Annotated in this window: 19 protein-coding genes; 8 read left to right on the forward strand and 11 right to left on the reverse strand. The window is 72.3% G+C overall.

The genetic code is table 11. From position 1 onward, the window contains the following. Positions 1-33 precede the first annotated feature (33 nt). From ACZ60E_RS09690 to ACZ60E_RS09705, 4 genes are read left to right on the forward strand one after another with little or no spacing between them, the layout of a single operon-like run. Positions 34-1527, forward strand: a complete 1494-nt coding sequence (locus ACZ60E_RS09690; protein ID WP_469439249.1) for a hypothetical protein — start codon at positions 34-36, stop codon at positions 1525-1527. Then, a complete protein-coding gene (locus tag ACZ60E_RS09695; protein WP_469439250.1) occupies positions 1527-2885 on the forward strand; it encodes a hypothetical protein in 1359 nt (452 codons plus the stop codon). Before ACZ60E_RS09690 ends, ACZ60E_RS09695 begins: the two co-directional genes overlap by 1 nt. Before the next feature lie 3 nt (positions 2886-2888). Further along, entirely contained in the window at positions 2889-4574 is a 1686-nt protein-coding gene (locus ACZ60E_RS09700) for a hypothetical protein (RefSeq protein WP_469439251.1), read from the forward strand. Positions 4575-4630: 56 nt separating this feature from the next. Further along, a complete protein-coding gene (locus ACZ60E_RS09705) occupies positions 4631-5929 on the forward strand; it encodes a CHAT domain-containing protein (protein ID WP_469439252.1) in 1299 nt (432 codons plus the stop codon). Positions 5930-5983: 54 nt separating this feature from the next. On the opposite strand, the gene ACZ60E_RS09710 is transcribed toward ACZ60E_RS09705, so the two are convergent. After that, positions 5984-6859 (reverse strand): DUF3592 domain-containing protein, encoded by an 876-nt coding sequence (locus tag ACZ60E_RS09710; RefSeq protein ID WP_469439253.1) that lies wholly within the window; start codon positions 6857-6859, stop codon positions 5984-5986. 216 nt (positions 6860-7075) lie between these two features. Here ACZ60E_RS09710 and ACZ60E_RS09715 point away from each other — a divergent pair, with 216 nt between their 5' ends. Genes ACZ60E_RS09715 through ACZ60E_RS09725 form a run of 3 tightly spaced genes read left to right on the forward strand, consistent with a single transcriptional unit; the run spans position 7076 to position 9583 of the window. Next, positions 7076-7354 (forward strand): polyprenyl synthetase, encoded by a 279-nt coding sequence (locus tag ACZ60E_RS09715; protein WP_469439254.1) that lies wholly within the window; start codon positions 7076-7078, stop codon positions 7352-7354. After that, a complete protein-coding gene (locus ACZ60E_RS09720; RefSeq protein ID WP_469439255.1) occupies positions 7344-8399 on the forward strand; it encodes a polyprenyl synthetase family protein in 1056 nt (351 codons plus the stop codon). The genes ACZ60E_RS09715 and ACZ60E_RS09720 overlap by 11 nt, the downstream gene beginning before the upstream one ends. Before the next feature lie 20 nt (positions 8400-8419). Then, the gene (locus ACZ60E_RS09725; protein WP_469439256.1) at positions 8420-9583 is read left to right on the forward strand and encodes an oxygenase MpaB family protein; all 1164 of its coding nucleotides are present in this window, start codon (positions 8420-8422) and stop codon (positions 9581-9583) included. Here the strand turns inward: ACZ60E_RS09725 and ACZ60E_RS09730 are convergent. From ACZ60E_RS09730 to ACZ60E_RS09775, 10 genes are read right to left on the reverse strand one after another with little or no spacing between them, the layout of a single operon-like run. Further along, positions 9577-10419, reverse strand: a complete 843-nt coding sequence (locus ACZ60E_RS09730) for an SDR family NAD(P)-dependent oxidoreductase (protein WP_469439257.1) — start codon at positions 10417-10419, stop codon at positions 9577-9579. The genes ACZ60E_RS09725 and ACZ60E_RS09730 overlap by 7 nt on opposite strands. A gap of 4 nt (positions 10420-10423) precedes the next feature. Further along, positions 10424-10831, reverse strand: a complete 408-nt coding sequence (locus tag ACZ60E_RS09735; RefSeq protein WP_384806733.1) for an aconitase X swivel domain-containing protein — start codon at positions 10829-10831, stop codon at positions 10424-10426. Beyond that, the gene (locus ACZ60E_RS09740) at positions 10824-12104 is read right to left on the reverse strand and encodes an aconitase X (protein WP_469439258.1); all 1281 of its coding nucleotides are present in this window, start codon (positions 12102-12104) and stop codon (positions 10824-10826) included. The genes ACZ60E_RS09735 and ACZ60E_RS09740 overlap by 8 nt, the downstream gene beginning before the upstream one ends. A 7-nt stretch (positions 12105-12111) precedes the next feature. Further along, positions 12112-13455: an FAD-dependent oxidoreductase gene (locus ACZ60E_RS09745; RefSeq protein ID WP_469439259.1), complete on the reverse strand. Its 1344-nt coding sequence runs from the start codon at positions 13453-13455 to the stop codon at positions 12112-12114. Continuing rightward, positions 13452-14240 (reverse strand): alpha/beta fold hydrolase, encoded by a 789-nt coding sequence (locus ACZ60E_RS09750; protein ID WP_469439260.1) that lies wholly within the window; start codon positions 14238-14240, stop codon positions 13452-13454. Before ACZ60E_RS09750 ends, ACZ60E_RS09745 begins: the two co-directional genes overlap by 4 nt. Continuing rightward, positions 14237-15025 (reverse strand): ABC transporter ATP-binding protein, encoded by a 789-nt coding sequence (locus ACZ60E_RS09755; protein ID WP_469439658.1) that lies wholly within the window; start codon positions 15023-15025, stop codon positions 14237-14239. Before ACZ60E_RS09755 ends, ACZ60E_RS09750 begins: the two co-directional genes overlap by 4 nt. A gap of 8 nt (positions 15026-15033) precedes the next feature. Continuing rightward, positions 15034-15810 (reverse strand): ABC transporter permease, encoded by a 777-nt coding sequence (locus tag ACZ60E_RS09760; RefSeq protein WP_384806741.1) that lies wholly within the window; start codon positions 15808-15810, stop codon positions 15034-15036. Beyond that, positions 15807-16643: an ABC transporter permease gene (locus ACZ60E_RS09765; RefSeq protein WP_469439261.1), complete on the reverse strand. Its 837-nt coding sequence runs from the start codon at positions 16641-16643 to the stop codon at positions 15807-15809. Before ACZ60E_RS09765 ends, ACZ60E_RS09760 begins: the two co-directional genes overlap by 4 nt. Further along, a complete protein-coding gene (locus ACZ60E_RS09770) occupies positions 16640-18433 on the reverse strand; it encodes a dihydroxy-acid dehydratase domain-containing protein (protein ID WP_469439262.1) in 1794 nt (597 codons plus the stop codon). Before ACZ60E_RS09770 ends, ACZ60E_RS09765 begins: the two co-directional genes overlap by 4 nt. A gap of 1 nt (position 18434) precedes the next feature. Continuing rightward, positions 18435-19418 (reverse strand): ABC transporter substrate-binding protein, encoded by a 984-nt coding sequence (locus ACZ60E_RS09775; RefSeq protein ID WP_469439263.1) that lies wholly within the window; start codon positions 19416-19418, stop codon positions 18435-18437. A 213-nt stretch (positions 19419-19631) separates the two neighbouring features. Between ACZ60E_RS09775 and ACZ60E_RS09780 the strand changes: the two genes are divergently transcribed. Beyond that, entirely contained in the window at positions 19632-20420 is a 789-nt protein-coding gene (locus ACZ60E_RS09780; RefSeq protein ID WP_384806749.1) for an IclR family transcriptional regulator domain-containing protein, read from the forward strand. Positions 20421-20510: the final 90 nt, after the last annotated feature.

Genomic DNA, 20510 nt, shown 5'->3' on the forward strand with positions numbered 1-20510 from the left:
ACCGCCTGTTCCACCACCACGTAATCTCGGGCCATGCCGTCCCCGAGCCAGTCGCCGCCGACCCGGTCGCCGTCGACCGGCGAGCGCCGTCCGCGTGCCATGGTCATCGACAGTGCGTGGCGCGGTCTCGGAGCACGGCCCGGACTGGAACCGCTCAGCGGCCCCGGCGGCGCGCCGCTGACCCGGACGGTCAAGCTGATCGTGCTGCCGCTGATCATCAGGCCCGCACTGCGTCCCGAGCTGGCCGCCGACTTCCTCGGCGCACGGGAGACCGCGCAACTCGCCGCCCTGATACGGGAGTCGGGCGACCTTCTGCACGCGACCGCGCAGTGGTTCACGGTACTCAAGAAGACGCGGCGAGCCCTGGGCATCAAGGCGGGCAACCCCCAGGACCTCTATTTCCAGCGCTGCTTCGAGCTGGCGACCGAACACGGCACGCCCTCCGCCTCCGCCCCTGCCGGTGCGGACGCGTTGGCCCGGAACGTGGTCGAGGACATCGCCGACACGGGCGGCGGGCGCACGGTGGAGGCGTTGAAGGAGCACCTGGACGACGTCGCCCGGCGTACTCGCCTCGACGCGCAACTCGCCGAGGCGTGGGACGCCCGGCGATGCGCCCCGGCCGCTGTCGCGGGCGAGGATACGTTTCACCTGGCGGCCGTGGTTCTTGATGCCTGCGCCGCGCCCGGGTCGGAGACTGATGCGGGTACGAATGCGGGCACAGATGCTGGCACGGATGCGGGTTCGTCGGCCTTCGCCGTCCTGCGGGAAGCCGGGCACGGGAGCCGGCTCGGGCAGGCCGTGTGGGCACGCACCGACGGGGTCTGGGGCCGCCGTACCGACCTGCCCGCACACCTGGGACTGAGCGCGCGTCCCGTGCCGAACCGGCCCGAGGTCGGTCGCGGCGCGTCGACCTCCACGCTTCCGGCGCCGTTCGACCGCACGCTCTTCGAGCGGCTCTTCACCGTGCTCCAGGCATCGGCGCACCGCGAGGAACTGCCGACGGTGCCGGAACTCGTGCGACGCGAGGTCGGCCGCAGCTGCGCGCCGCTCGGCCTGTACGACGAGAGCCTGCGCGTCGCCGTCGTCCTCGGGGGCCGGCTCGCGGTGGGCCTCGATCCCCTGGGGCTCGACCGTCCGGGCCACGATCCGCTGGGCCACGGGGAGGGCGAACCCGGCCGGACGGCAGCGCATCGCATCGTCAACAGCCGCTGGCAGCGCGAGGCTTCGGTCCTGCGGGCCCGCAGGATGACCGTCTCCTCGCGGCCCGATCCGGAGGGCGGGCAACTGAGCGTCCTCGCCCAGGACTTGCGCACCCCATGGGTCGCGTACATGCGACGGCTGTGGGTACGGCTGCACGGGCGCGACGTTCGTGACGCGCCGCTGTCCGACGCCGCGTCGGCCTGGACCGTGCTCGACGGGGTCGCCCGCTCGGTGATGATGGACCACCGCGCGAAGGTCCGGACGGCACTGCGCACCCTGTCGACGAGTACCGCGCGGGCGGCGGCGGCCGAGTCGAGGAGCGCGTGATGCCGGGGACGGGCGGCGGCACCGACCGCACCGGCATCCGTGTCACGCGGGCCGAGGACGGCATCGTACGGATCGCCGTTCCCCGAGCGGCGGGAACTGCCTTCACCCGAGCCGTGCTGGATGTCGCGGGCGCTGTCCTGACCTGGCCGGTCCTCGGTCCAATCGCCCTTCCCGCAGCGGAGATTCACGACCCCGACCGCGCGCAGCAATGGCTGTGGGCGGTCTACGGCGAACGCACCGCTGCCGCCGTGCACGCTCTCGCGGTGGAGCCGCCGGGGGCCTCGACCGATGTCATGTCACCGGAGTCGCCGGGGCCACCGGAGCAGCCGGAGTCGGAGACCGCGCTCGCGGGGTACGCCGCTCGACTCGCCCTCGGCCACTGGGCGGCCCGGTGGTGGCCCACGTCGTACACGGACGGCATTCCGGCGCTCGAACCGGACCTGCTCGGGCTGGAGTTGGCCGCGCTCACCCATCGCTGCCAGCAGCTCTTCGACGATCCCGAGGACCAGCCCGACAGCGATCCGGCCGAACTGGTGGAGACGCATCTGGCCGCGTTGGACCCGTTGATCCGGTGGTGGCAGGCAGCGCGGGAGACGGCGTCCGGCCCGGTGCGGCAACTGGACGGTGTTGTGAGGCTGATCGACGACGCGGCGGACTGCGCCGGGCTGGAGGGGGACGCGTTGCGCCGGCTCCGGTCGGCCCTGGACGCGGGTGTGCCCCATGACCCGGGCGGGGCACACGGGCTCCGGACCCCGCTCGACCTCGGCAGCCCGTTCACGCGCTCCGGCGACTACGCCCTCGCGGCGGGTGAACGGCTCGGCGTGGGCGGCCGGGTGATCGCGCGGGGTTCGGGGACCAACGACTGGCGCCGCTACCCGCCCGGTTTCGTCGACTCGGCCGAGAGCGCGGTGTCCTGGACCGTCTCCGCGGTCGGCGCCGGACGACGGATCGAGGTCGAGGTCGTCGCGGACGTCGCGGCACCCGTCGGCGGCGTGCGCCTCGCGGCGGAGGTCCATGTGGAAGGCGGACCGCCGACCCGGGTGTCGCTCGCCCGCCGCGGTGATGTGTGGGCGGGCCGGGCGGACCTCGATGTCCCGGCTTCGCTGCCGCCGCGTACCCGTATCGAGGTCGGCGTCCTGCTGCCCGGCTTCGACCCTGATCCCGAACCGGGCGACGGCGCCGACGGTACCGACGGCCGCGCCGACCGTGACGCCGTCCGCGCCCTCGCGCGACACCGGCTGACAACCGCGGCCCAGCCCGGGTCGCAGGAGCCGCAGGGCACGCACACGCAGTCGCTTCACGCGCCCTTCCTGGCCGAGATCGTTGCCGCCGCAACTGACGCAGGGGAGGACTTCTGACCCATGCAGAACGACGAACCGGACACTGAACCGCACGACGAACCGGGCGGCGCACCGCATGACGCTTCAGAGCCACGGCCAGAGCCTCAGCCGGAGCCACCCCCGACGCTGTACGGAGAGCCCTTCGACAGCGGCTTCGAACGCGCCGAACGCCACCAGCTGACCCCGGATCTCCCTGCCGCACAGGCCGTCTACGCGGAACTGCTCACCGTCGCCGAGTCGATCGAGGACTCCTCCGATGTGCGGTTGCTGCGCGGACATCTGCTGTCGAACATCGCGGCGGTGCAGTTGACGGCCACGGATCTGCCCGGGGCAGGCCTCTCCGTCGAGCGGGCACTCGGTCTGGTGCGCGGGGTGGCGGACGTTCCGATGGGGCCGCGAGGCCGCCAGTTGTGGCTGGAGGTCCTGCTCAAGACGCTCAAGGCCGACGTCGAGCTGTCCCGCAGGACGGGCAACCTGGACGCGGCGCTGGCGACGGTGGACGAAGCGGCTGCCCTGCTGACCGAGTTCGACGACCCCGAAGGGCTGCGCACCGCCGAGTTCAGCCTGGCCCGGGTGCATCTGCTGCTGGACCGCAGTGCGTGGGGCGCCGCCGAGGAGCTGGCCTCGGCGCTGCTGCCCACCACGCCCGCGATCGAGCCGCAACTGCTGGACTGTCTGGGGATCATCTGCGCCTCGACCGGACGGACCGAACCCGCCGAGGACTACTTCGCCCGCGCGGACGAGGGGTATCTGGCGCTGGGTGACACCTCAGGCCGTCAGCAGGTGATCTCGCATCGGGCGTACGCGGCGATGCGGGCCGGCGACCTCGACCGGGCGGAGCAGTTGTACGCCGAGGCTTCCGCGGTCTTCGAGCGGCAGGGCCAGTTCGAGGACCTGGCGGTCTGCGAACAGGCCCGGGCCTTTCTCGCCGAGCACCGTGGCGACCCCGACGCGGGCAAGGCCCTGACGGAGTCGAGCCTGGCCCGTTTCGAACGACTCGGTGCCATGATCGCCGCCGCGGACACCATGCTGCTCGGTGCCCGGCAGGCCTACGAGCGCGGTGACATCGACGAGCTGAAGCGCCTCGCCCAGGGTGCCCGCGAGGTGTATCAGGAGCGCGCACTGTACGAGCGCTGCGCCCAGGTGGACCTCATGCTCGCGAAGACCCTTGAGGACAACCTGAACCGGACGGACCACGGCGACCACGAGCGGAGGTCCGTCGACACCGCGCTCTCGCTCGCCCTGCCCGCCGCGCTGGCGCTGGAGGCCGCGCGCTACGACTTCGCCAGTGCGCACGCGCGGAGCCAGTGGCTGCAACTGGCCGACGACGCCATGCGGTTGGCCTTCCGGCTCGCCCTGCGCCGCCAGGACCAGGGCCTGATCTTCGAACTGGTGGAACACCGCTGTGCGGGCGCGTCGCTGGTCCTGAGCCCTGCGGACCGTACGCCGCAGTCCGTCTTCCCGGACGCCGCGATGAAGACGTACGCGTCCGCCCCGGGCGACGACGGGGCGCCGATGGCGCTGGGCGGTGTGGCGGCCGAGGCAGCCGCCTCCGTCGGTCTGCGGGTCGCACCGCCGCCTAGGGTGCGGATGGCGGCGGATACGGGTCGTACGGCGTTGCAGGAGTACATCCAAGCGGCCGAGTTCCGCTATCACCGGCGGATCGTGAGTGAGGAAGAGGTGCCGTTCTGGTCGCCGACGAGCTGACGCACGCGAACCGGCCGGTGGTCCAGGTCCGACTGGCCGACGCCGGAGACCTCCATATGACTTGGACGTGGGTCAGCGGGGTCCAGGGGTTCGGCACGGGGTACGGTCCCGCGGCCGACGTGGACGAGGCGATCCGCGCGCTGGCCGCCGCACTGCCCGGCGCGGGCGTGGACGACAACGACGATGGCAATGGCGGTGGCGGTGGCGGTGGCGGTGGCGCGGAGGGTATGCGGCGCGCGTTCGAGTCCGGGGCGCTGGCCTCGTACGAGGAGGAGCGCCGCCTCGCGCGCCTGCTGGCCGAGGCGTTGTGGCCGCCGGGCCTGACCGACCAGATCCGCCAGGTGTCGGCGCGTCTGGGCCGTCCGCTGATACGGCTCCAGCCGTCGCCCAGGGTCGCCCAGGTGCCGTGGGAACTGCTGGCCGTGGGCGGCGGGCCCGATGACGATCCCCGGCTCGATGACGACGTCCGGCTCATCGATCTCGCGGACATCGCCACCTCGGTGCCGGCCTCGCTGCGGCGGCCCGGCGCCGTGAGTCGAAACACCCCGGCTCCGGACTCGGACGCCGACACGGCCTCGGACGCCGTCGTCCTCGTCCTGGACCCCCGCGTGCCCGGTCACCGTGCCGACTCCCCGCTCGGTTCGGTCCTGGGACGCCCCGGTTCGGACCCCGCGCTGCTGTCGCTCGTACAGCGCCGTCTCGACACGGGAGCCGTCGTGCCGTCGGTCGCCGCGCCCGCCGAGGCACTGCGCCGCACGGACCTGGACCGCGACTGGCTGAGCGAGGTGCTCCGCAAGGGCGCACGACGTCTGATGTACGTCGGGCACGTGAGCGGCGCGCCGGTCGAGGGCGGCCGGAGCGAGGACGTCGCCCTCCACCTGTGCTGCGGCCCGCGGACCACCGGACTGACCGAACCGGTCCGCGCCCACCGGCCGTTGTCGGCCAAGGACCTCCTGCTGGGTACGCTCCCGCTGCGGGCGGACGGCGTACCGGGAGCGGAGCTGTGGCCCGCGCCGGAGCGCGTCGCGCTGATCGCCTGCGAGAGCGGTGGCGATCTCCGCTTCGCCGAGTCGTTCGGCCTGGCGTCCGCGATGATCCACAACGGGGCCCGGCTGGTCACCGCCACCCGCTGGGTGCTGCCGACCAGCTTCGCCTTCCACCGGCTGGCCGGTCTGCCGGAGTCGGTTCGTCCGCTCACGGACCTCGTCGTCGCCGTCGACGACGCCCATGAACACCCCGATCCCGTGCGGCGGCTCGGTGCCTGGCAGCGAGAGCAACTGGACCGCTGGCGCACCGACGGCCGCATCGAGCACGCGCCTCTGCTGTGGGCGGCCGTCACCTGCATCGTCAGGTGACGGCCGGGAGTTCGTACATCGTCACGTGAGTGACAGACGGGAGGTCGCCCATCGTCAGGTGACGGGCAGGAGGCCGTTGAGGAGGGCCGCTCCCAGCGCGATCGCCGCCACCCCGGCGAGCAGCAGATACGCGACGAACCTGACCGCCGACGCCCGCTCGCGGCGGTCGTGGTCGAGGTCGGGGGTGAAGACGGCCGGGTCGGCGGGCGCGTAGTGGATCGTGAGGTCGCGGTCGAGGGACGGACCGGGCCGTGCGATGCCCTCGCGGCACAGTGCGGTGACGTGGACGCCCTCGCGGGTGGTGAAGGCGACGACGGGAGCGTGGTTGACGATCTCGTCGCCCTCTCCGTCGGTGTAGACGTCCTTGGTCACGGCGACCACGCGGCCCGGCACGGCGACCGCCCCGTCCAGCAGAGCGGCGCGGGCGCGCGCGTGCTGCCGGTCCCGGCTGAGCGCGCCGACGACGAGGAGGAGTCCTCCGAGGGAGATGAGCCCGTCCGGCCGGCCCCGCACGACGAACGTCTGGACGACCAGCCCCACGAGCAGCAGGAGGAGCATGCAGTTCGGGCCGCCCAGCCCCCGTTCCTCCCCCTTCTTGTCCAGCACGAGGTGGAACCGCTCCGGACGCCGCCGCGGATAGCGCACCGGGAACTCCTGGCCCACCCAGGCCGCGGCCACGACATGGCCGTTCCGCCCCGCGTGCCGCAGCCTCAACTCCCGCCCGGTGGACGGGTCCTGGAAGGCGACGGTCACCGGGATCCCGGGCCTCTTGGAGTCACCGTGGTCCGGCCGGTGCACCTCCACGACCCGCGCCGTCACCCACACCGCACGCTGGGGCCGCGTCAGCCCGGCGAGCGAGCCCGCGTAGCCGATCAGTGCCGCGCCCGCGGGCACCGTCCACCACAGTTCGAGCATCCCCTGCGCATCCATCCGGCGACGCTCCCAGTGCGGCGGCTCCTACCGATCCCAGGTCGGGCCGGGGCGCGACGCGCTCCGCGGTGGGCGGGCGGCGACCGTGATCCGTACGGTCAAGCGAGGTGATCACTCGATCGTGAGTTCCTGCCCTCCCGTGCTCGGTATGTCGTGATGCTGGGCGGAACGGCGTGCGACCGGCGCCGTCCGGATGTGCTGTGGGTGGGGAGTGGCGTGACGGAAGCGACGGAACGACGTGGGGGCCTGGACGAGCGGGCCGTCCTGCTGGTGGCGGGCCTGGCCGAGCTGACGGTGAGCACGGTGGGTTCGGCCCTGGGGACCGTGCGGGGGCTGCTGCGGCGCTCGGACGCCGCGGAGCTGGCGGCGGAGGCCGAGCACGATCTGCTGGCGCGCGGACGTCTGGTGCTGGACCGGTACGCGGCCGTGCCCCCGGCCCACCTGGAGATCCTCGCCCGGCGCGCGCTGGCCCGACGGGCCGCCGATGACGCCTGACCGATCGGATGCGTCCGCGTTCAAGTCCCGTGTCGACGCGGTGCTGCACGCGTTCGTCGCCCATGAGGCCGGGCAGTTGGCGGCGATCGATCCGGCGCTGGGGCCGGTGGCCACGCAGGTGGAGGCCGCGGTCGCGGACGGCAAACGGCTGCGAGCGGCGTTCTGTTACTGGGGCTGGCGCGCGGTGGGACAACCGGACAGCGACGCGCTGGTACGGGCGGCGGCCTCCATGGAGCTGGTGCACGCCGCCGCGGTCGTGCACGACGACCTCATCGACGAGAGCGCGTTACGGCACGGGCGGCCCACTGCCCACGTCGCTCTGCGCGCTGCCGTACGCCGTCGCCCGCGGGCCGTCGCCGCCGCCAGGTCGCTGGCGCTGCTGGTGGGGGACCTGCTGATGGGGCTGGCCGGGCAGCTGTTCGCCACCAGTGGGCTGCCCGCGGCCTATCTGGCGCGGGCCCGCCCGTTGTGGTCGGTGCTGGCCCGTGAGCTGATCGCGGGCGAGTGCCTGGAGATCCTGCGGACCGGCGACGAGCCTGACGTCACCGCTTCGCTGAAGGTGATCCGGTACAAGACCGCCAAGTACACCGTCGAGCATCCCCTGTTGATCGGCGGCGCCCTGGCCGGGGCGGGCGAGCGGCTGCGCGAGGGCTACTCCGCGTACGGGCTTCCGCTGGGCGAGGCCTTCCAGCTGCGGGACGACCTGCTGGGCCTGTTCGGGGACCCGCACCGGACCGGCAAGGCCAACGCCGACGACGTACGCGGCAGGCGGCCCACGGCCCTGCTGGCGGAGACCTGGCGCCTCGCCGGTGCCGACGACCGGGAGCAGCTGCGCGCCCTGCTGGGTCGGCGCGACCCGGACGGCGACGGCCTGCACGCGGTGCGCGAGGTGATGCGCCGGCTGAAGGCGCCCGACCGCGTGGAGGACATGATCACCGCCCGGGTCGAGGAGGCCCTCGGCGCGCTGGACGAGCTGGACGTACCCGTGCAGGCCGCCACGGCCCTGACCTCGCTGGCCCACTCGGCCGCCGCCCGCCTGTCCTGACCCTCGTAAGGAGCCTTGCCATGAACCACACCGAGCCATCGATGGACGCCCTGCGACAGTCCGGCGACGAACTCGCCGACGCCACCGTCGCCACACTCTTCGAACGCGGCGAGGTGGGCAAGTTCAACACCCTCATGCGGTACGTCTCCACCGCCGGCGCGCCTCTGCCGGACGGGCTGCCCGAGGTCGCCCGGGAGTACCTCCGGGCGACGAGCGCTCCGCCGGCCTGGGTCGACTGGGGGGAGATGGAGAAGGCCCGGCTGTTCTTCATCGACAACAACGTGCACATCTCCACGGCCCTCTCCTTCGCCTCCATGCCCGCCTGTTACGTCGTCCCGCACGTGGCGAAGCTGTTGTCGGCCGCCCATGGGTTGAAGTACCCGTCCAAACGGATGGCGGAGACCGGCCAGTTCACCGTCCACCTCATGCAGCCCGACGCCTTCGAGGCCGGCAGCCGCTTCATTCCGGCCGCCCAGAAGGTCCGTCTGCTGCACGCCTCCATCCGCCACCATCTGAAACGCGAGGACCGCTGGGACACCGAGGCGCTGGGGACGCCGATCTGTCAGGAGGACATGATCGGCGGGCAGATGTTCTTCTCCATGCTGGTGCTGGACTCCCTGCACCGCCTCGGCATCCACATGTCCACGGAGGGGGCCGAGGCGTACTACTACGCCTGGCGGGTCGTCGGGGCGATGCTCGGTGTCGACCAGGACGCCGTCCCCAAGTCCCTTGAGGAGGCCCGCCGGTTCCTCGACCTGTACATGGTCCGGCACATGGGTCCTTCCGAGGAGGGCGCGCACCTGACCCGGCAGCTCATCGACCTCTACGAGGAGGTCGTGCCGGGCACCTTCTTCGACCCGATCGTCTCCGCGCTGATCCGGCATCTCGTCGGCGACACCTGCGGCGACTGGCTCCAGGTGCCCCGCACCCCCTGGGACACGGTCGTCAAGGCCGTGCCCCATCTCCTGGGTGTCCTGGAGACCATCGAGGACCGTTCACCGCTCGGCGCCTGGGCGCTGGACCGTCTCGGCCACCTCACCACGGTCCTCGAACTGTCCTCCCTCACTCGCGGACGCGTCATGCACTACGCCATCCCCGAACAGCTGAAAAGGGACTACGGAGTCTCCGACGCGGTGCGCCGCACCCGGCGGTGGACCCCGCCCGCCGCGACGGTCCCCTACTGATCTGCCGCCGTGCTGTCCGCCTCAGGGTTCGGCAGCACGGCGCTCGGGATCTGGGTCAGGGCCGACGCTCCGCCGTCCACGACGTGGACGCCGCCGGTCATCCAGGACGAGTCGTCGGAGGCCAGGAGGAGGGCCGGCCCCGTGATGTCGTCGGGCCTGCCCCAGCGCCGCATCGGGATCGAGTCCTCCCACGCGGCGACGGCGGCTTCGGGCCGGGGGCCGGGGCCGCCGATGTTGGTGACCACCGGCCCGGGGGCGAGGGCGTTCACGCGGACGCCGAAGCGGGCGAGCTCCAGTGAGGCCTGGCGGACCAGGCCGACCACGGCGGCCTTGGACGCGACGTACGGGTAGCTGACGCGTGGTTCCGCGCGCAGGCCCGCCGTGGAGGCGGTGACGACGATGCTCCCGGACCGCTGCCGCTTCATGACCCGGGCGCAGTGCTGGAGGCAGTGGAACAGGCCGTCCAGGTTGACGTCCATGACCCGCCGCCACGCCTCGAAGGGCAGCTCGTCGATCGCGCCGCCGGGCTGGAGCAGGGAGGGCACGCCGTTGATGCCCGCGTTCAGGAAGGCGACGTCGAGGCGGCCCGACGCGGCGACCACGTCGTCCACGAGGGTGCGGACCGCGTCCGGGTCCGTCACGTCGCACACGTGTGACGTGACGGACCCGCTGCCTGCGGCGGTCAGTTTCCCGGCCGCTTCGTGGACCGTGTCCGCCACGTCCGCGAGGTGCACCGTGGCGCCCTCGTCCGCGCAGGCGCGGGCGATCGCGTGACCGATTCCGCTCGCCGCGCCGGTGACCAGCACCACTCGTCGGTCGATGCGCAGGGTGTCCATCAGGTCAGCCTTTCCTTCGTACGAGGAGCGTGCCCGCTGTTCCGTCGACCTCCACGAGGTCCCCGGTGCGGATCGTCCCGGTGGTGTCCAGGCCCGTCACCGCCGGGACGTGGAGGACGACGAGGCCGAGTGCGAGTTTGCTGTTCATCCGCGTGAACACGATGGCGCACGGCGCCGTGCCCTGCAGCTTGGCGAGGTGGAACTGCCCGGACCAGCCGGAGGACCCCTTGGCCCCGGGCAGCACCAGTACGGTGCCGGCGACGCTGCTCCCGTGCTGGGGGTGACGGCTCTCCACGATGGTGCCGGTCCGCGGGTCGATGCCGCCCCAGCCCGACACCGGGGCCGTGCACACCAGCGCCGGTCCGCTCGCCCGTCCGGCGACGACCCCTGTGCCGTACAGCAGCTCAGGCATCGGGCCACCGTCCCGTCAGGGCGGCGGTGACACAGGTGCGTACGCCGCCGAACCAGCCCTGTACGCCGGTGATGGCCGGCAGATAGTGCGCCTGCTTCGCGGAGTCGGTGGCGAACACACGCGTGCCCGGCGGGAGGAACTGTCCGATCGCCGGGCAGGTGTCGGACAGTACGCGCCCGCCTGCCTCCTCGATGGCGGCGACGTAGCCGTGGCGTTCGGCCACCTCGCGCAGGGCGCGCGGAGTGAACACCCACAGGGCAGTGGAGTCCGCGAGACGCCGGCCCTCAAGGAGCCCGGCGACCTCGCGGACCTGTTCCAGTGAGGCGTGCGGGCAGCCGATCATCACGAAGTCCACCTCGCGGTCGGTGGCGGTCCGGCACAGCGATGCCACGGTCTCGGCGCGGGCGTCCGCGTCGAAGACCGAGACCGTCGCGGGTTCCCGTCCGGCCAGGGCCTGTTCCACCGTCCGGGCCTCCGGGGTGACACCGGGCAGGTGGTACATCTCGACGTCACCGGAGGAGGCTGCCGCCGCGCCGAACTGCTTGAGCTGTACCGGCGTCGGCGCGTTCCCCGCGAGCCCGGGCCCGGTGAGGACCGGGACGGCGTCTTGGACCCGCTCCCCCACCCAGTAGCCGAGGACGTTCCAGTCCTCGGTGGTCACCACCGGGTGCCGTACCTCGACCAGGTGGGTGGCGCGGCGGTGCGCGTCCAGGTGGTAGCCGCAGTAGGGGGTGCGGCCGGTGAGCATGGACGCGGCGGAGGACTCGCGGCCCTCGGTGTTGGTGCGGGCGCCGAGCACGGAGTTGATGTAGACGACCGCGGAGGACTCCATCCACGCGCAGTGCTCGCCGAACCGGGGCACGTTTCCGACCTGGTAGGGGGTGCAGGTCGAGAGCAGGTCGACGCCCTTGTCGGCGAGGTAGCGCTCGCTGTCGTCCATGGCTGCGGCGTCGGTGGGCGCGATGCCCTGCAGATCCCACTGGTCGCGGTCGCGGGGGCCGATGAGCTGGCAGCTGTGGGCGCGGAACGGCGGGACGTCGACCGTCTCGTCGAGGTCCAGGGAGAACCGCGAGAACAGGGCGGCCGGGTCGGTGGTGCCCAGGACCCGGGCGTGCCGCGGTCCGAAGAGGTTGGCGCCGCACACGTTGTCGGTGTCGATGAGGCGTTCGGCGCCCATCAACTCGCCGTAGCGGACGAGGAGTTCGAGGGCGGAGCGGACCGCGGGGCCCTCCTCGCCTGCCAGCATGCGTTCGTCGGCGGGGCTCAGCAGCATGATGTCCTCACAGTGAGAGGCACGCGCCCTCTCCTTCCAGTTCGGTGCGCAGCCGTGTGACGTCGACCTCGGCGGCCGTGACCTGGTCCTTGAGCGCCAGGTGGGCGGCCGTACCGGCGGCCTGGCCCATGGCGAAGCAGGGTCCCGCGACGCGTGCGGCGGACTGGCCGCCGTGGGTCATCGACGCGCAGCGTCCGGCGACGAGCAGGTTGCCGGGGCCCTCGGCGGGGACGAGCATGCGGTACGGCAGCTGGTTGTAGCCCACGGGGTCGTCGCCGTAGGGCCAGCGGATGTCGAGGTCCCCGTCGACATGGGCCTCCACGGGCCAGCCGTTGAGGCCGATGGAGTCCTCGAAGCGGGCGCAGGAGCGGACGTCGTCCTCGGTCAGGAGGTAGCGGCCGAGCAGGCGGCGGGTCTCGCGGATGCCGATCTCGGGGCCGATGTCGACGATGTACGACTTCTCGAAGCCCGGCAGGTTCTCGCGGATGAAGCCGAACACCTCCTGGGCCTGCGCCCGGCCCTGCACCTCGCCGTGGGTGAGCTGCCAGACGTCGGTGCCGTCGACCGCGCTGCCGTCGGGGTTGCGCAGTTGGGTGGCGTTGGCCCGCCACTCCACGGCGTCGCGCTGGGGCCGTACGATCGCGCCGCGCCGCGGGAAGCGGGGGCGGCCGGCGGCCACGGCCTCGTCCATCAGGCGGGGCAGGATCTTCCAGGCGGGTCCGGCGCGCTCGTCGTCCACGGCGTTGATGCGGAACATCGTGGACGGGTAGAGCATGTCGCCGTACGGGTCGGCCTTCTCGTGGCTCGTGCCGGTCCAGGCCAGCAGGTCGCCGTCGCCGGAGCAGTCGATGAACACCTGGCCGCGCAGAATGCCGCGGCCGGACTTCGACTCCACGATGACCGCCTCGACGCCCGACGGGCCGGCGATCGCGCCCACCGCGAAGGCGTGGTACAGGAGTTGGGCTCCGGCGGACAGCACGTGGTCGTCGGCGGCGCTGCGGTAGGCGGGGATGTCGTAGGCCTGCGCCTGGATACGGTCGGCGAAGGACAGATGGGGAGCGCGCAGGCCGCCGAGCCGGTCGATGCGTTCCAGGAGTTCGGTGGCGTGTCCCCTGACGGTGAGGACGTGTTCGCCGTGGACGTTGGAGTACATGCCGCAGAAGGTGGACAGGCCGCCGCCGGTGCCGGCGCCGCCCAGGTATCCGCTCTTCTCCACCAGCAGCGTGCTGCGTCCGGCCCGGGCGGCGGCGGTCGCCGCGGCGAGTCCGGAGGGGCCGCCGCCGAGGACGACGACCTCCCACTCGCCGAACACCGGTGTCTCACGGGTGGGTTCGGTGACCTGGCTGTTCACGGGGTGGCCTTCCTGTCGGCGGCGGGGGTGACGGTGGCGGCGGTCCAGTGGTCCGTCAGCAGGGTGTGGAGTCGGTCGGGGATCTCCTGGCTGAGCAGGTGTCCCGCGTCGGGGAGCGCGAGCTGCCGGGCGCCGGGCACGCCGGTCGCGATCGTCCGCGCGTGGTGGGCCGGGACGACGGCGTCGGCGAGCCCGTGCACCGCGAGCACGGGGCAGCGGATACCGGCCAGCCGGTCACGCAGGTCGGTGCCCGCGATGGCCTCGCAGCAGGCCGCGTACCCCTCGGGGTCGAGTTGTCCGACGCCGTCGGCGGTGTCCTGGACCAGCGCAGTCGGGGCCTGGGCCACGGTGGGTGCGTACCAGCGGTCGAGCAGGCCCGTGGTGGCCGCCGTCATGCCCTGTTCCCGGATGGAGGCGGCGCGTCGCCGCCAGAAGGCAGGATCGTCGGCGAAGGCGGGCGCGTTGACGGTGACGAGACTGCGCACCCGGTCGGGGTGGTCCGCGGCCAGGGCGAGTCCGACGGTCCCGCCGAGGCTGATCCCCACAACGTCGACGGACTCGATCTCCAGCGAGTCGAGCAGGGTGACGGCGTCGTGGACCAGGTCGGCGAGGTCGTACGGTCCCGGGGGCGCCGGGGAGGCGCCGTGTCCGCGGTGGTCGTAGGCGATCACTCGGCGATCGGTACGCAGGCGTACCCGCTGCGGTGCCCACATCGCGGCGGTGGTGCCGAGGGAGGCGGAGAGCAGGACCGGGGCGCCGGAGCCCTCGTCCGTGTACGCGGTCATGCGGCGGCTGCCGCTCGGCGGCCGGCCTTGGCCTCCTGGATGCCGCGGTGCACCCGGGTGCGGAGCTCGGCGAACTCCGGCGTCGAACGGCTGGTGACCTGGTCGCGTTCGGCGGGCAGTGAGATGGGCACGTCGTCGAGGACGTGGGTGGGTGAGGCGGACAGGACCAGGACGCGTTCGCCGAGGTAGACGGCCTCGTCGATGTCGTGGGTGACGAACAGTGTGGTGATGCCCAGGGACCGCCACAGTGAGCGGACGAGGTCTTCGAGGTCCGCGCGGGTCTGCGCGTCGACGGCGGCGAACGGCTCGTCCATCAGGAGCACCTGCGGCTCGTACGCGACGGCCCGGGCGATGGCGACACGCTGCTGCATACCGCCGGAGAGCTGCCACGGGTACGCGTCACCGGAGTCGGCGAGCCCGACGGCGGTGAGCGAGTCGGCGACGAGGCGGTCGCGCTCGGCGCGGGGCAGGCCCTTCTGCCGCAGCGGCAGGTCGATGTTCTGCCGCACGGTCTTCCAGGGGAAGAGGCTGCGGCCGTACTCCTGGAACACCACGGCCATGCCGGGCGGCGGCCCGGTCACGGGGGCGCCGTCGAGCAGGACCTCCCCCGCGGTGGGGGTGAGCAGTCCGGCCAGGCACTTCAGGAGGGTCGTCTTGCCCGCGCCGGAGGGGCCGACGATGCAGGCGAACTCGCCCCGGGCGACGGAGAAGGTGATGTCGCCGATCGCCTCCACCCGGTGGCCGGACGACTCGTACACCTTGTTGAGGCCCTTGACGGTGACCATGTCTGTCATCAGCCGTTCTTCCTCTGCGACTCGCGCAGGCCCAGGTACCAGCCCAGGACCCGCTTCTCGACGACGGTGAACAGCGCGGACAGCGCGAACCCGATGAGGCCGAGCAGGATGATGCCGCTCCACATCTGGGGGATCGCGAAGGTGCGCTGGAACTGCACGATGCTGAAGCCGAGTCCGTTGGTGGCGGCGAACATCTCGCCGATGACCATGAGGATCAGCCCGATGGACAGGGACTGGCGGAGTCCGGCCATGATCTGCGGACTCGCCGCGGGCAGCACCATGTGGCGCAGCCGCGCGCCGCGGGTGATGCCGTAGGTGCGGCAGGTGTCGACCATGACCTCGTCGGCGGCGCGGACGCCCTCGACGGTGTTCAGCAGGACCGGCCAGACGCAGCCGGAGACGATGACCAGGACCTTCGAGCCGTCCCCGATGCCGGCGACGATCGCGATGACCGGTACGAGCACGGTCGGCGGGAGGGCGCGCAGGAACTCCAGGACCGGTTCGGCGCCGCGGCGCAGTGTGTCGGTCAGGCCGAGGGCGACGCCCAGGGCCACCCCGAGGACGGCGGAGAGGGCGAATCCGGTGAGCAGCCGGAGCATGCTGGGGACGACGTCGTCGGCGAAGCGGGACGAGAGCCACAGTTCGCCGAACCGGTCGAGGATGTCGGGCAGCGGCGGGTAGTAGTAGCTGGTGCTGTCGACGCTGGTGATCCACCACAGTGCGACGAGGGCGGCGGGCAGCCCGAGGGCGTACAGGGTGCGGCGCAGGAGGTTCATCGGGCGCCCCCCGATCGCCGGACGGAGGGGTGCCAGCCGAGTGCGGCGCGTTCCGCGTACCGGAAGCCGACGTTGACCAGGACGCCCAGGACGCCGGTGAGCAGGACGAGCGCGAACATCTCGGTCGTCGCCCCGCTGCTCTGCGCGACCGAGATGAGCTGGCCGATGCCGGGGGTGCCGATGACCAGTTCGCCGGTGATGGCGAGGACCAGGGCGACGGAGGCGGCGAGCCGGATGCCGGTGAACACGAACGGCAGGGCGGTGGGCCAGATGACGTGCCGGATGCGGGCCCACAGGCCGAAGCGGTAGGAGCGGGCGGTGTCGTGGGCGACCGGGTCGATGTCCTGGACGCCGTAGAGGACCTGCACCAGCACCTGCCAGAAACCGGCGTAGACGATGAGGACCACCCCGGACTCGTAGCCGGTGCCGAAGACGAGGATGACCGCCGGGATGAGGGCCACCGAGGGGATCGGGCGCAGGAACTCGACCGTGGAGGCGGTGATCGCGCGCAGCACCGGTACGAGTCCGATGGCCACGCCGGCGATCACTCCCGCGGCGACGGCGGCGACCAGTCCGACGGCCCAGGTGCGGACCGTGTTGCCGAGTGCCTCCCACAGCGCGCCGTCGCCCGCTTCGCGGCCGAGTTGGGCCAGGACGGAGCTGAGCGGGGGCAGCGCGCCGTCCGCGATCAGGCCGGTGCGCGGGACGAGTTCGGCGATGAGCGCGGCGACCGCGATGCCGACGAGCGGGGCGATACGGGGCCGGGGCCTGCGGGTTCGTGGAGGCGGGGCGGGCGGCGTCTTGGTGGGCCGGGTGGCGTCGAGCACTTTCATCGGGCGGCTCCCGCTTCTCCCAGGGGTTTGCCGCACGTGCTCGCGCAGTCCGTGCGGGCCAGCACGGAGCCGCAGGCGGGGCTGGTGACGGTGCGGTCGTACACGGACAGCCAGCCGGGCGTACGGACGGTCTCGGCGGGGGCGGCCTCGCGTTCGGCCAGGGTGTCCGGGTCGACCTCCAGGTCGACCGTGCGGGTGGTGAGGTCGATGCTGATGACGTCGCCGTCGTGGATGCGGCCGAGGGGGCCGCCGGTCGCGGCCTCCGGGGAGACCTCGCCGACGACGATGCCCTTGTTGACCAGTCCGGAGAGCTGGCCGTCGGTGACCACGGCGACCTTCTCGCCGAGTCCGGCGCCGTCGAGGGCGAACACGAACGCCGAGGCCATCGCCATGCCGGGGCCGCCGTGCAGCCCCATGCCGCGCAGCACGACCACGTCTCCGGCCTGCACCTCGCCCGCCGCGAGCCCCGCGATGGCGGTCTCGCGGGAGGGGTAGCAGCGGGCGGGGCCGCGGAAGGAGGTGGGCCGTTCCTCGTCGGCGGGCAGCTTGACGATCGCGCCCTCGGCCGCCAGGGACCCGCGCAGGACGACGATGGACGGCGTACGGGAGAAGGGGTCGTCCAGCGGCCGGATGAACTCCGGGTCGGACGGCGCTGTCTCGGCGAGGAGTTCGCCGAGCGGGCGGCCGGTGGCCCCGACCGTGGTGAGGTCCAGCAGGGGGGCCAGCGCGGCGAGGACGCCCCGGGTGCCACCGGCGTCGTCGAGCTGCTCGATGAGGTGGGGGCCGTTGGGCCGTACCGCGGTGATGACGGGGACCCGGTCGGCCAGTTCCTCGTAGGTCCGCCACACGTCGACGTCCAGTCCGGCCTCGACGGCGACGGCCTGGAGGTGCTTGACGGAGTTGATGGAGCCGCCGACCGCGAGCATCACGGTGACCGCGTTGCGGATCGCGGCCGGGGTGAGCACCGACCGTGCCGTGCGCCCCGCGTGGACCATCTCCACGATGTGCCGGCCGGCCGCGCGGACCGCGTCCCACATGACCGGACCTTCGGCGCGGGTCGGGGTGGTGCCGGGCAGGGCCATGCCGAGCGCCTCGGCGGCCATGTGCATGGTGTTGGCGGTGCCCATGCCCGCGCACACGCCGGGCCCGCGGATGGCGTCCTCGGACATCGCCAGGAGGTCCTCGGCGGAGGTGCGGCCCAGGGCGGTGTGGCCCGCGTGCAGGAAGACGTCCTCGATGTCGGCGCCGCCGTCCTCGTGCAGGGCGCTGCGCTGGTAGCCGCAGGCGACGAGCAGGGTGGGCACGTCGAGCCTGCCGCCCGCCATCATGTGGGCGGGCGCGGTCTTGTCGCACGAGCTGAGGCACACCATGCCGTCGAGCAGGGCGCCCTCCACCACGACCTCGATGTCGTTGACGATGAGGTCACGGGTGGGCAGTACGTACCGGCCGCCGGCTCCGGCACTGGTGATGAAGTCGGCGGGGGCCGCGGTACGGATCTCGAAGGGCAGGCCGCCCGCCTCGCGTATCGCCTCCTTCAGCACCGGGACGATGTCGTCGAGGTGCGCGAAACAGGCGGCCAGGTCGGACGAGGAGTTGACGATGGCGATCTTGGGCCGGGCCATCTCCTCGTCGGTGATGCCGAGCGAGCGCCACTGGGCCCGCCGGACCGCCCAGCGGGAGCTGCCGGCGGGCAGGTCGCTGCGGAGGGGGGCGGCGGCGCCGAGGGGGGTCGCGCCGTGGCCGGGGGCGTCGCTTTCGCTGTCGCTGTCGCTGTGGAGAGGGGTGGTCATGTCAGCCGGCCGTTCCCGACCACACCAGGTCGTCGTAGGAGATGTCCTTGTCGATCAGGCCGTGTGCGCGGGCGGTCCTGACGAACGTCTCCACGGAGGACTGCTCGATCGCGGGCGCGAAGGTCGGCAGTGTCACCTTCTGGGCCACCGCCGCGTCGATCTTCATGAACGAGGACAGCTGCGCCCGGGTCTCCCTGGGGTGTGCCTCGGCGTAGGCCAGTGACTCGTCGATGGCGGCCTTCAGCGCGGTGAACAGCTTGGGGTTCTTCTTCAGCTGTGCCTCGGAGGTGAAGTACACCGATGTCGTCAGGCTGGTCTTCGCCATGTCGAGGTAGGGCGAGGCGACGACCCGGGTGTCCTTGCCCGCGGCGATGGTGTCGAACGGCTCGGCGGTGACCATGGCGTCGATGTCGCCCTTGCCGAGCGCGGTGACCGCGTCGGGGAAGGGCAGTTCGACGAACTCGACCTTGTCCGGGTCCCCCTTGTCCGCGTCGACCGCGACCTCGCCCAGCATCTGGAGCAGGTTGTTGAGCGTGTTGACGCTGACCTTCTTGCCTTCGAGATCGGCCGCCGACCTGATCGGGCTGTCCTTCGGGACGCGGATCATCGTCACGTCCTTGCCCTCGGTGCCCGTGGAATTGGATCCGGAGGCGATGACCTTGAGGGGCAGGCCCTGGCCGCGGGCGGAGAGCACCGAGACGATGTTGCTGAACGCGAACTGGTACTGGCCGCTGACCACCGGCGGGACCAGCGCCGCGCCGCCCTGGGCGGTCTTGATGTCGAGCTTGATGCCGCGCTCGGAGAAGAAGCCCTGCTTCTCCCCCAGGTAGAGCGCGGCCACGTCGATGACCGGGATGAATCCGGCCTGCACGGTGACCGGCGTCTTCGAGGAGGGGTCCTGCCCTCCCGACGACTCGCCGCCGCCGCAGGCGGTGAGCGACAGAGCCAGTCCGGCCGCGGCCGCCAGCGCCGTTCTTCTGCGCATGATCGGGAACTCCATCGTTCCTCCACGAGACAAGGGCCCGGAGGACCGGACCAGAGGGTGCGTGGAAGGGACCATACATTTCTGAACACGTGTGCGCTAGACGCACGCACATCCGTTCGCTGTGCGTACACTGCTGGTCGTGTCCGTCGGCAGAACCCGTCCGCCGGATGTGGGAAGGTGGTCGCCGCCACCGCCGGGACTGGGAGACACCACATGGAACTGCTCGAAGACGGGCCTGGGGACGCGGACTTCGTCCAGTCACTGGCGCGCGGACTCGAAGTGATCAGGGCCTTCGACGCGGAGCATCCGTTCCGCTCGCTCAGCGACGTCGCCAAGGCGACCGGTCTCTCCCGCGCCTCGGCACGGCGCTCCCTGCTGACCCTGCACAAACTCGGCTACGTACGCAGCGAGGGCACGCTCTTCGGGCTCACGCCCAAGACCCTGGAGCTGGGGCACGCGTATCTGCGGGCCCTGTCCACGCCCCAGATCGCCGAACCGCACCTGACGAGCCTGATGCGCGACGTGCGCGAGACGACCGCGCTGTCCGTGCTCGACGGCGATCATGTGGTGCACGTGGCGCGCGTCCCGGCCGGCGGGGTGATCAGCGTGTCCATCAACGTGGGGTCCCGGTTCCCCGCCTACGCCACGGCCATGGGCCGGGTGCTGCTCGTCGGTCTGGCCGAGGACGCCTTCCAGGCCTACCTGGACCGGATCGACCTGCAGCCGCTGACCGATCGCACGGTCCGCAGCGCCGACGAGTTGCGGGCGGTCATAGAGACGGCTCGGGCCGACGGGTTCTGCCTCGCCGACCAGGAACTCAACCAGGGGCTGCGCGCCGTGGCCGTCCCCGTGCACGACCGGTCGGGTGCCGTCATCGCGGCGGCCAACATCGCCGCGAGCGCGGGCATGCGCAGCCTCGACGAACTCCGCGCCATGGTGCCGCGGTTGCGGGAGTGCGCCACCGCCATCGAGACGGACCTGCACCGGGTCGCCGGTCCCTGACCGTCCCCGGAGCGGATCCGCAGAACAGAACAGGACGGAATCCGCCGGGGGCCGGGGCGTCGCCGCCACGCGGGGTCGCGAGGTCGCGGT

It is taken from the genome of Streptomyces sp. NPDC102514 (genome assembly GCF_055584525.1).

What these genes read in the sequence shown, in the direction of transcription:
- ACZ60E_RS09690 (WP_469439249.1), top strand. Translation starts at nt 34, where the DNA reads ATGCCGTCCCCGAGCCAGTCGCCGCCGACCCGGTCGCCGTCGACCGGC.
- ACZ60E_RS09695 (WP_469439250.1), top strand. Translation starts at nt 1,527, where the DNA reads ATGCCGGGGACGGGCGGCGGCACCGACCGCACCGGCATCCGTGTCACG.
- ACZ60E_RS09700 (WP_469439251.1), top strand. Translation starts at nt 2,889, where the DNA reads ATGCAGAACGACGAACCGGACACTGAACCGCACGACGAACCGGGCGGC.
- ACZ60E_RS09705 (WP_469439252.1), top strand. Translation starts at nt 4,631, where the DNA reads ATGACTTGGACGTGGGTCAGCGGGGTCCAGGGGTTCGGCACGGGGTAC.
- ACZ60E_RS09710 (WP_469439253.1), bottom strand. Translation starts at nt 6,859, where the DNA reads ATGGATGCGCAGGGGATGCTCGAACTGTGGTGGACGGTGCCCGCGGGC.
- ACZ60E_RS09720 (WP_469439255.1), top strand. Translation starts at nt 7,344, where the DNA reads ATGACGCCTGACCGATCGGATGCGTCCGCGTTCAAGTCCCGTGTCGAC.
- ACZ60E_RS09725 (WP_469439256.1), top strand. Translation starts at nt 8,420, where the DNA reads ATGAACCACACCGAGCCATCGATGGACGCCCTGCGACAGTCCGGCGAC.
- ACZ60E_RS09730 (WP_469439257.1), bottom strand. Translation starts at nt 10,419, where the DNA reads ATGGACACCCTGCGCATCGACCGACGAGTGGTGCTGGTCACCGGCGCG.
- ACZ60E_RS09735 (WP_384806733.1), bottom strand. Translation starts at nt 10,831, where the DNA reads ATGCCTGAGCTGCTGTACGGCACAGGGGTCGTCGCCGGACGGGCGAGC.
- ACZ60E_RS09740 (WP_469439258.1), bottom strand. Translation starts at nt 12,104, where the DNA reads ATGCTGCTGAGCCCCGCCGACGAACGCATGCTGGCAGGCGAGGAGGGC.
- ACZ60E_RS09750 (WP_469439260.1), bottom strand. Translation starts at nt 14,240, where the DNA reads ATGACCGCGTACACGGACGAGGGCTCCGGCGCCCCGGTCCTGCTCTCC.
- ACZ60E_RS09755 (WP_469439658.1), bottom strand. Translation starts at nt 15,025, where the DNA reads ATGGTCACCGTCAAGGGCCTCAACAAGGTGTACGAGTCGTCCGGCCAC.
- ACZ60E_RS09760 (WP_384806741.1), bottom strand. Translation starts at nt 15,810, where the DNA reads ATGAACCTCCTGCGCCGCACCCTGTACGCCCTCGGGCTGCCCGCCGCC.
- ACZ60E_RS09765 (WP_469439261.1), bottom strand. Translation starts at nt 16,643, where the DNA reads ATGAAAGTGCTCGACGCCACCCGGCCCACCAAGACGCCGCCCGCCCCG.
- ACZ60E_RS09770 (WP_469439262.1), bottom strand. Translation starts at nt 18,433, where the DNA reads ATGACCACCCCTCTCCACAGCGACAGCGACAGCGAAAGCGACGCCCCC.
- ACZ60E_RS09775 (WP_469439263.1), bottom strand. Translation starts at nt 19,418, where the DNA reads ATGCGCAGAAGAACGGCGCTGGCGGCCGCGGCCGGACTGGCTCTGTCG.
- ACZ60E_RS09780 (WP_384806749.1), top strand. Translation starts at nt 19,632, where the DNA reads ATGGAACTGCTCGAAGACGGGCCTGGGGACGCGGACTTCGTCCAGTCA.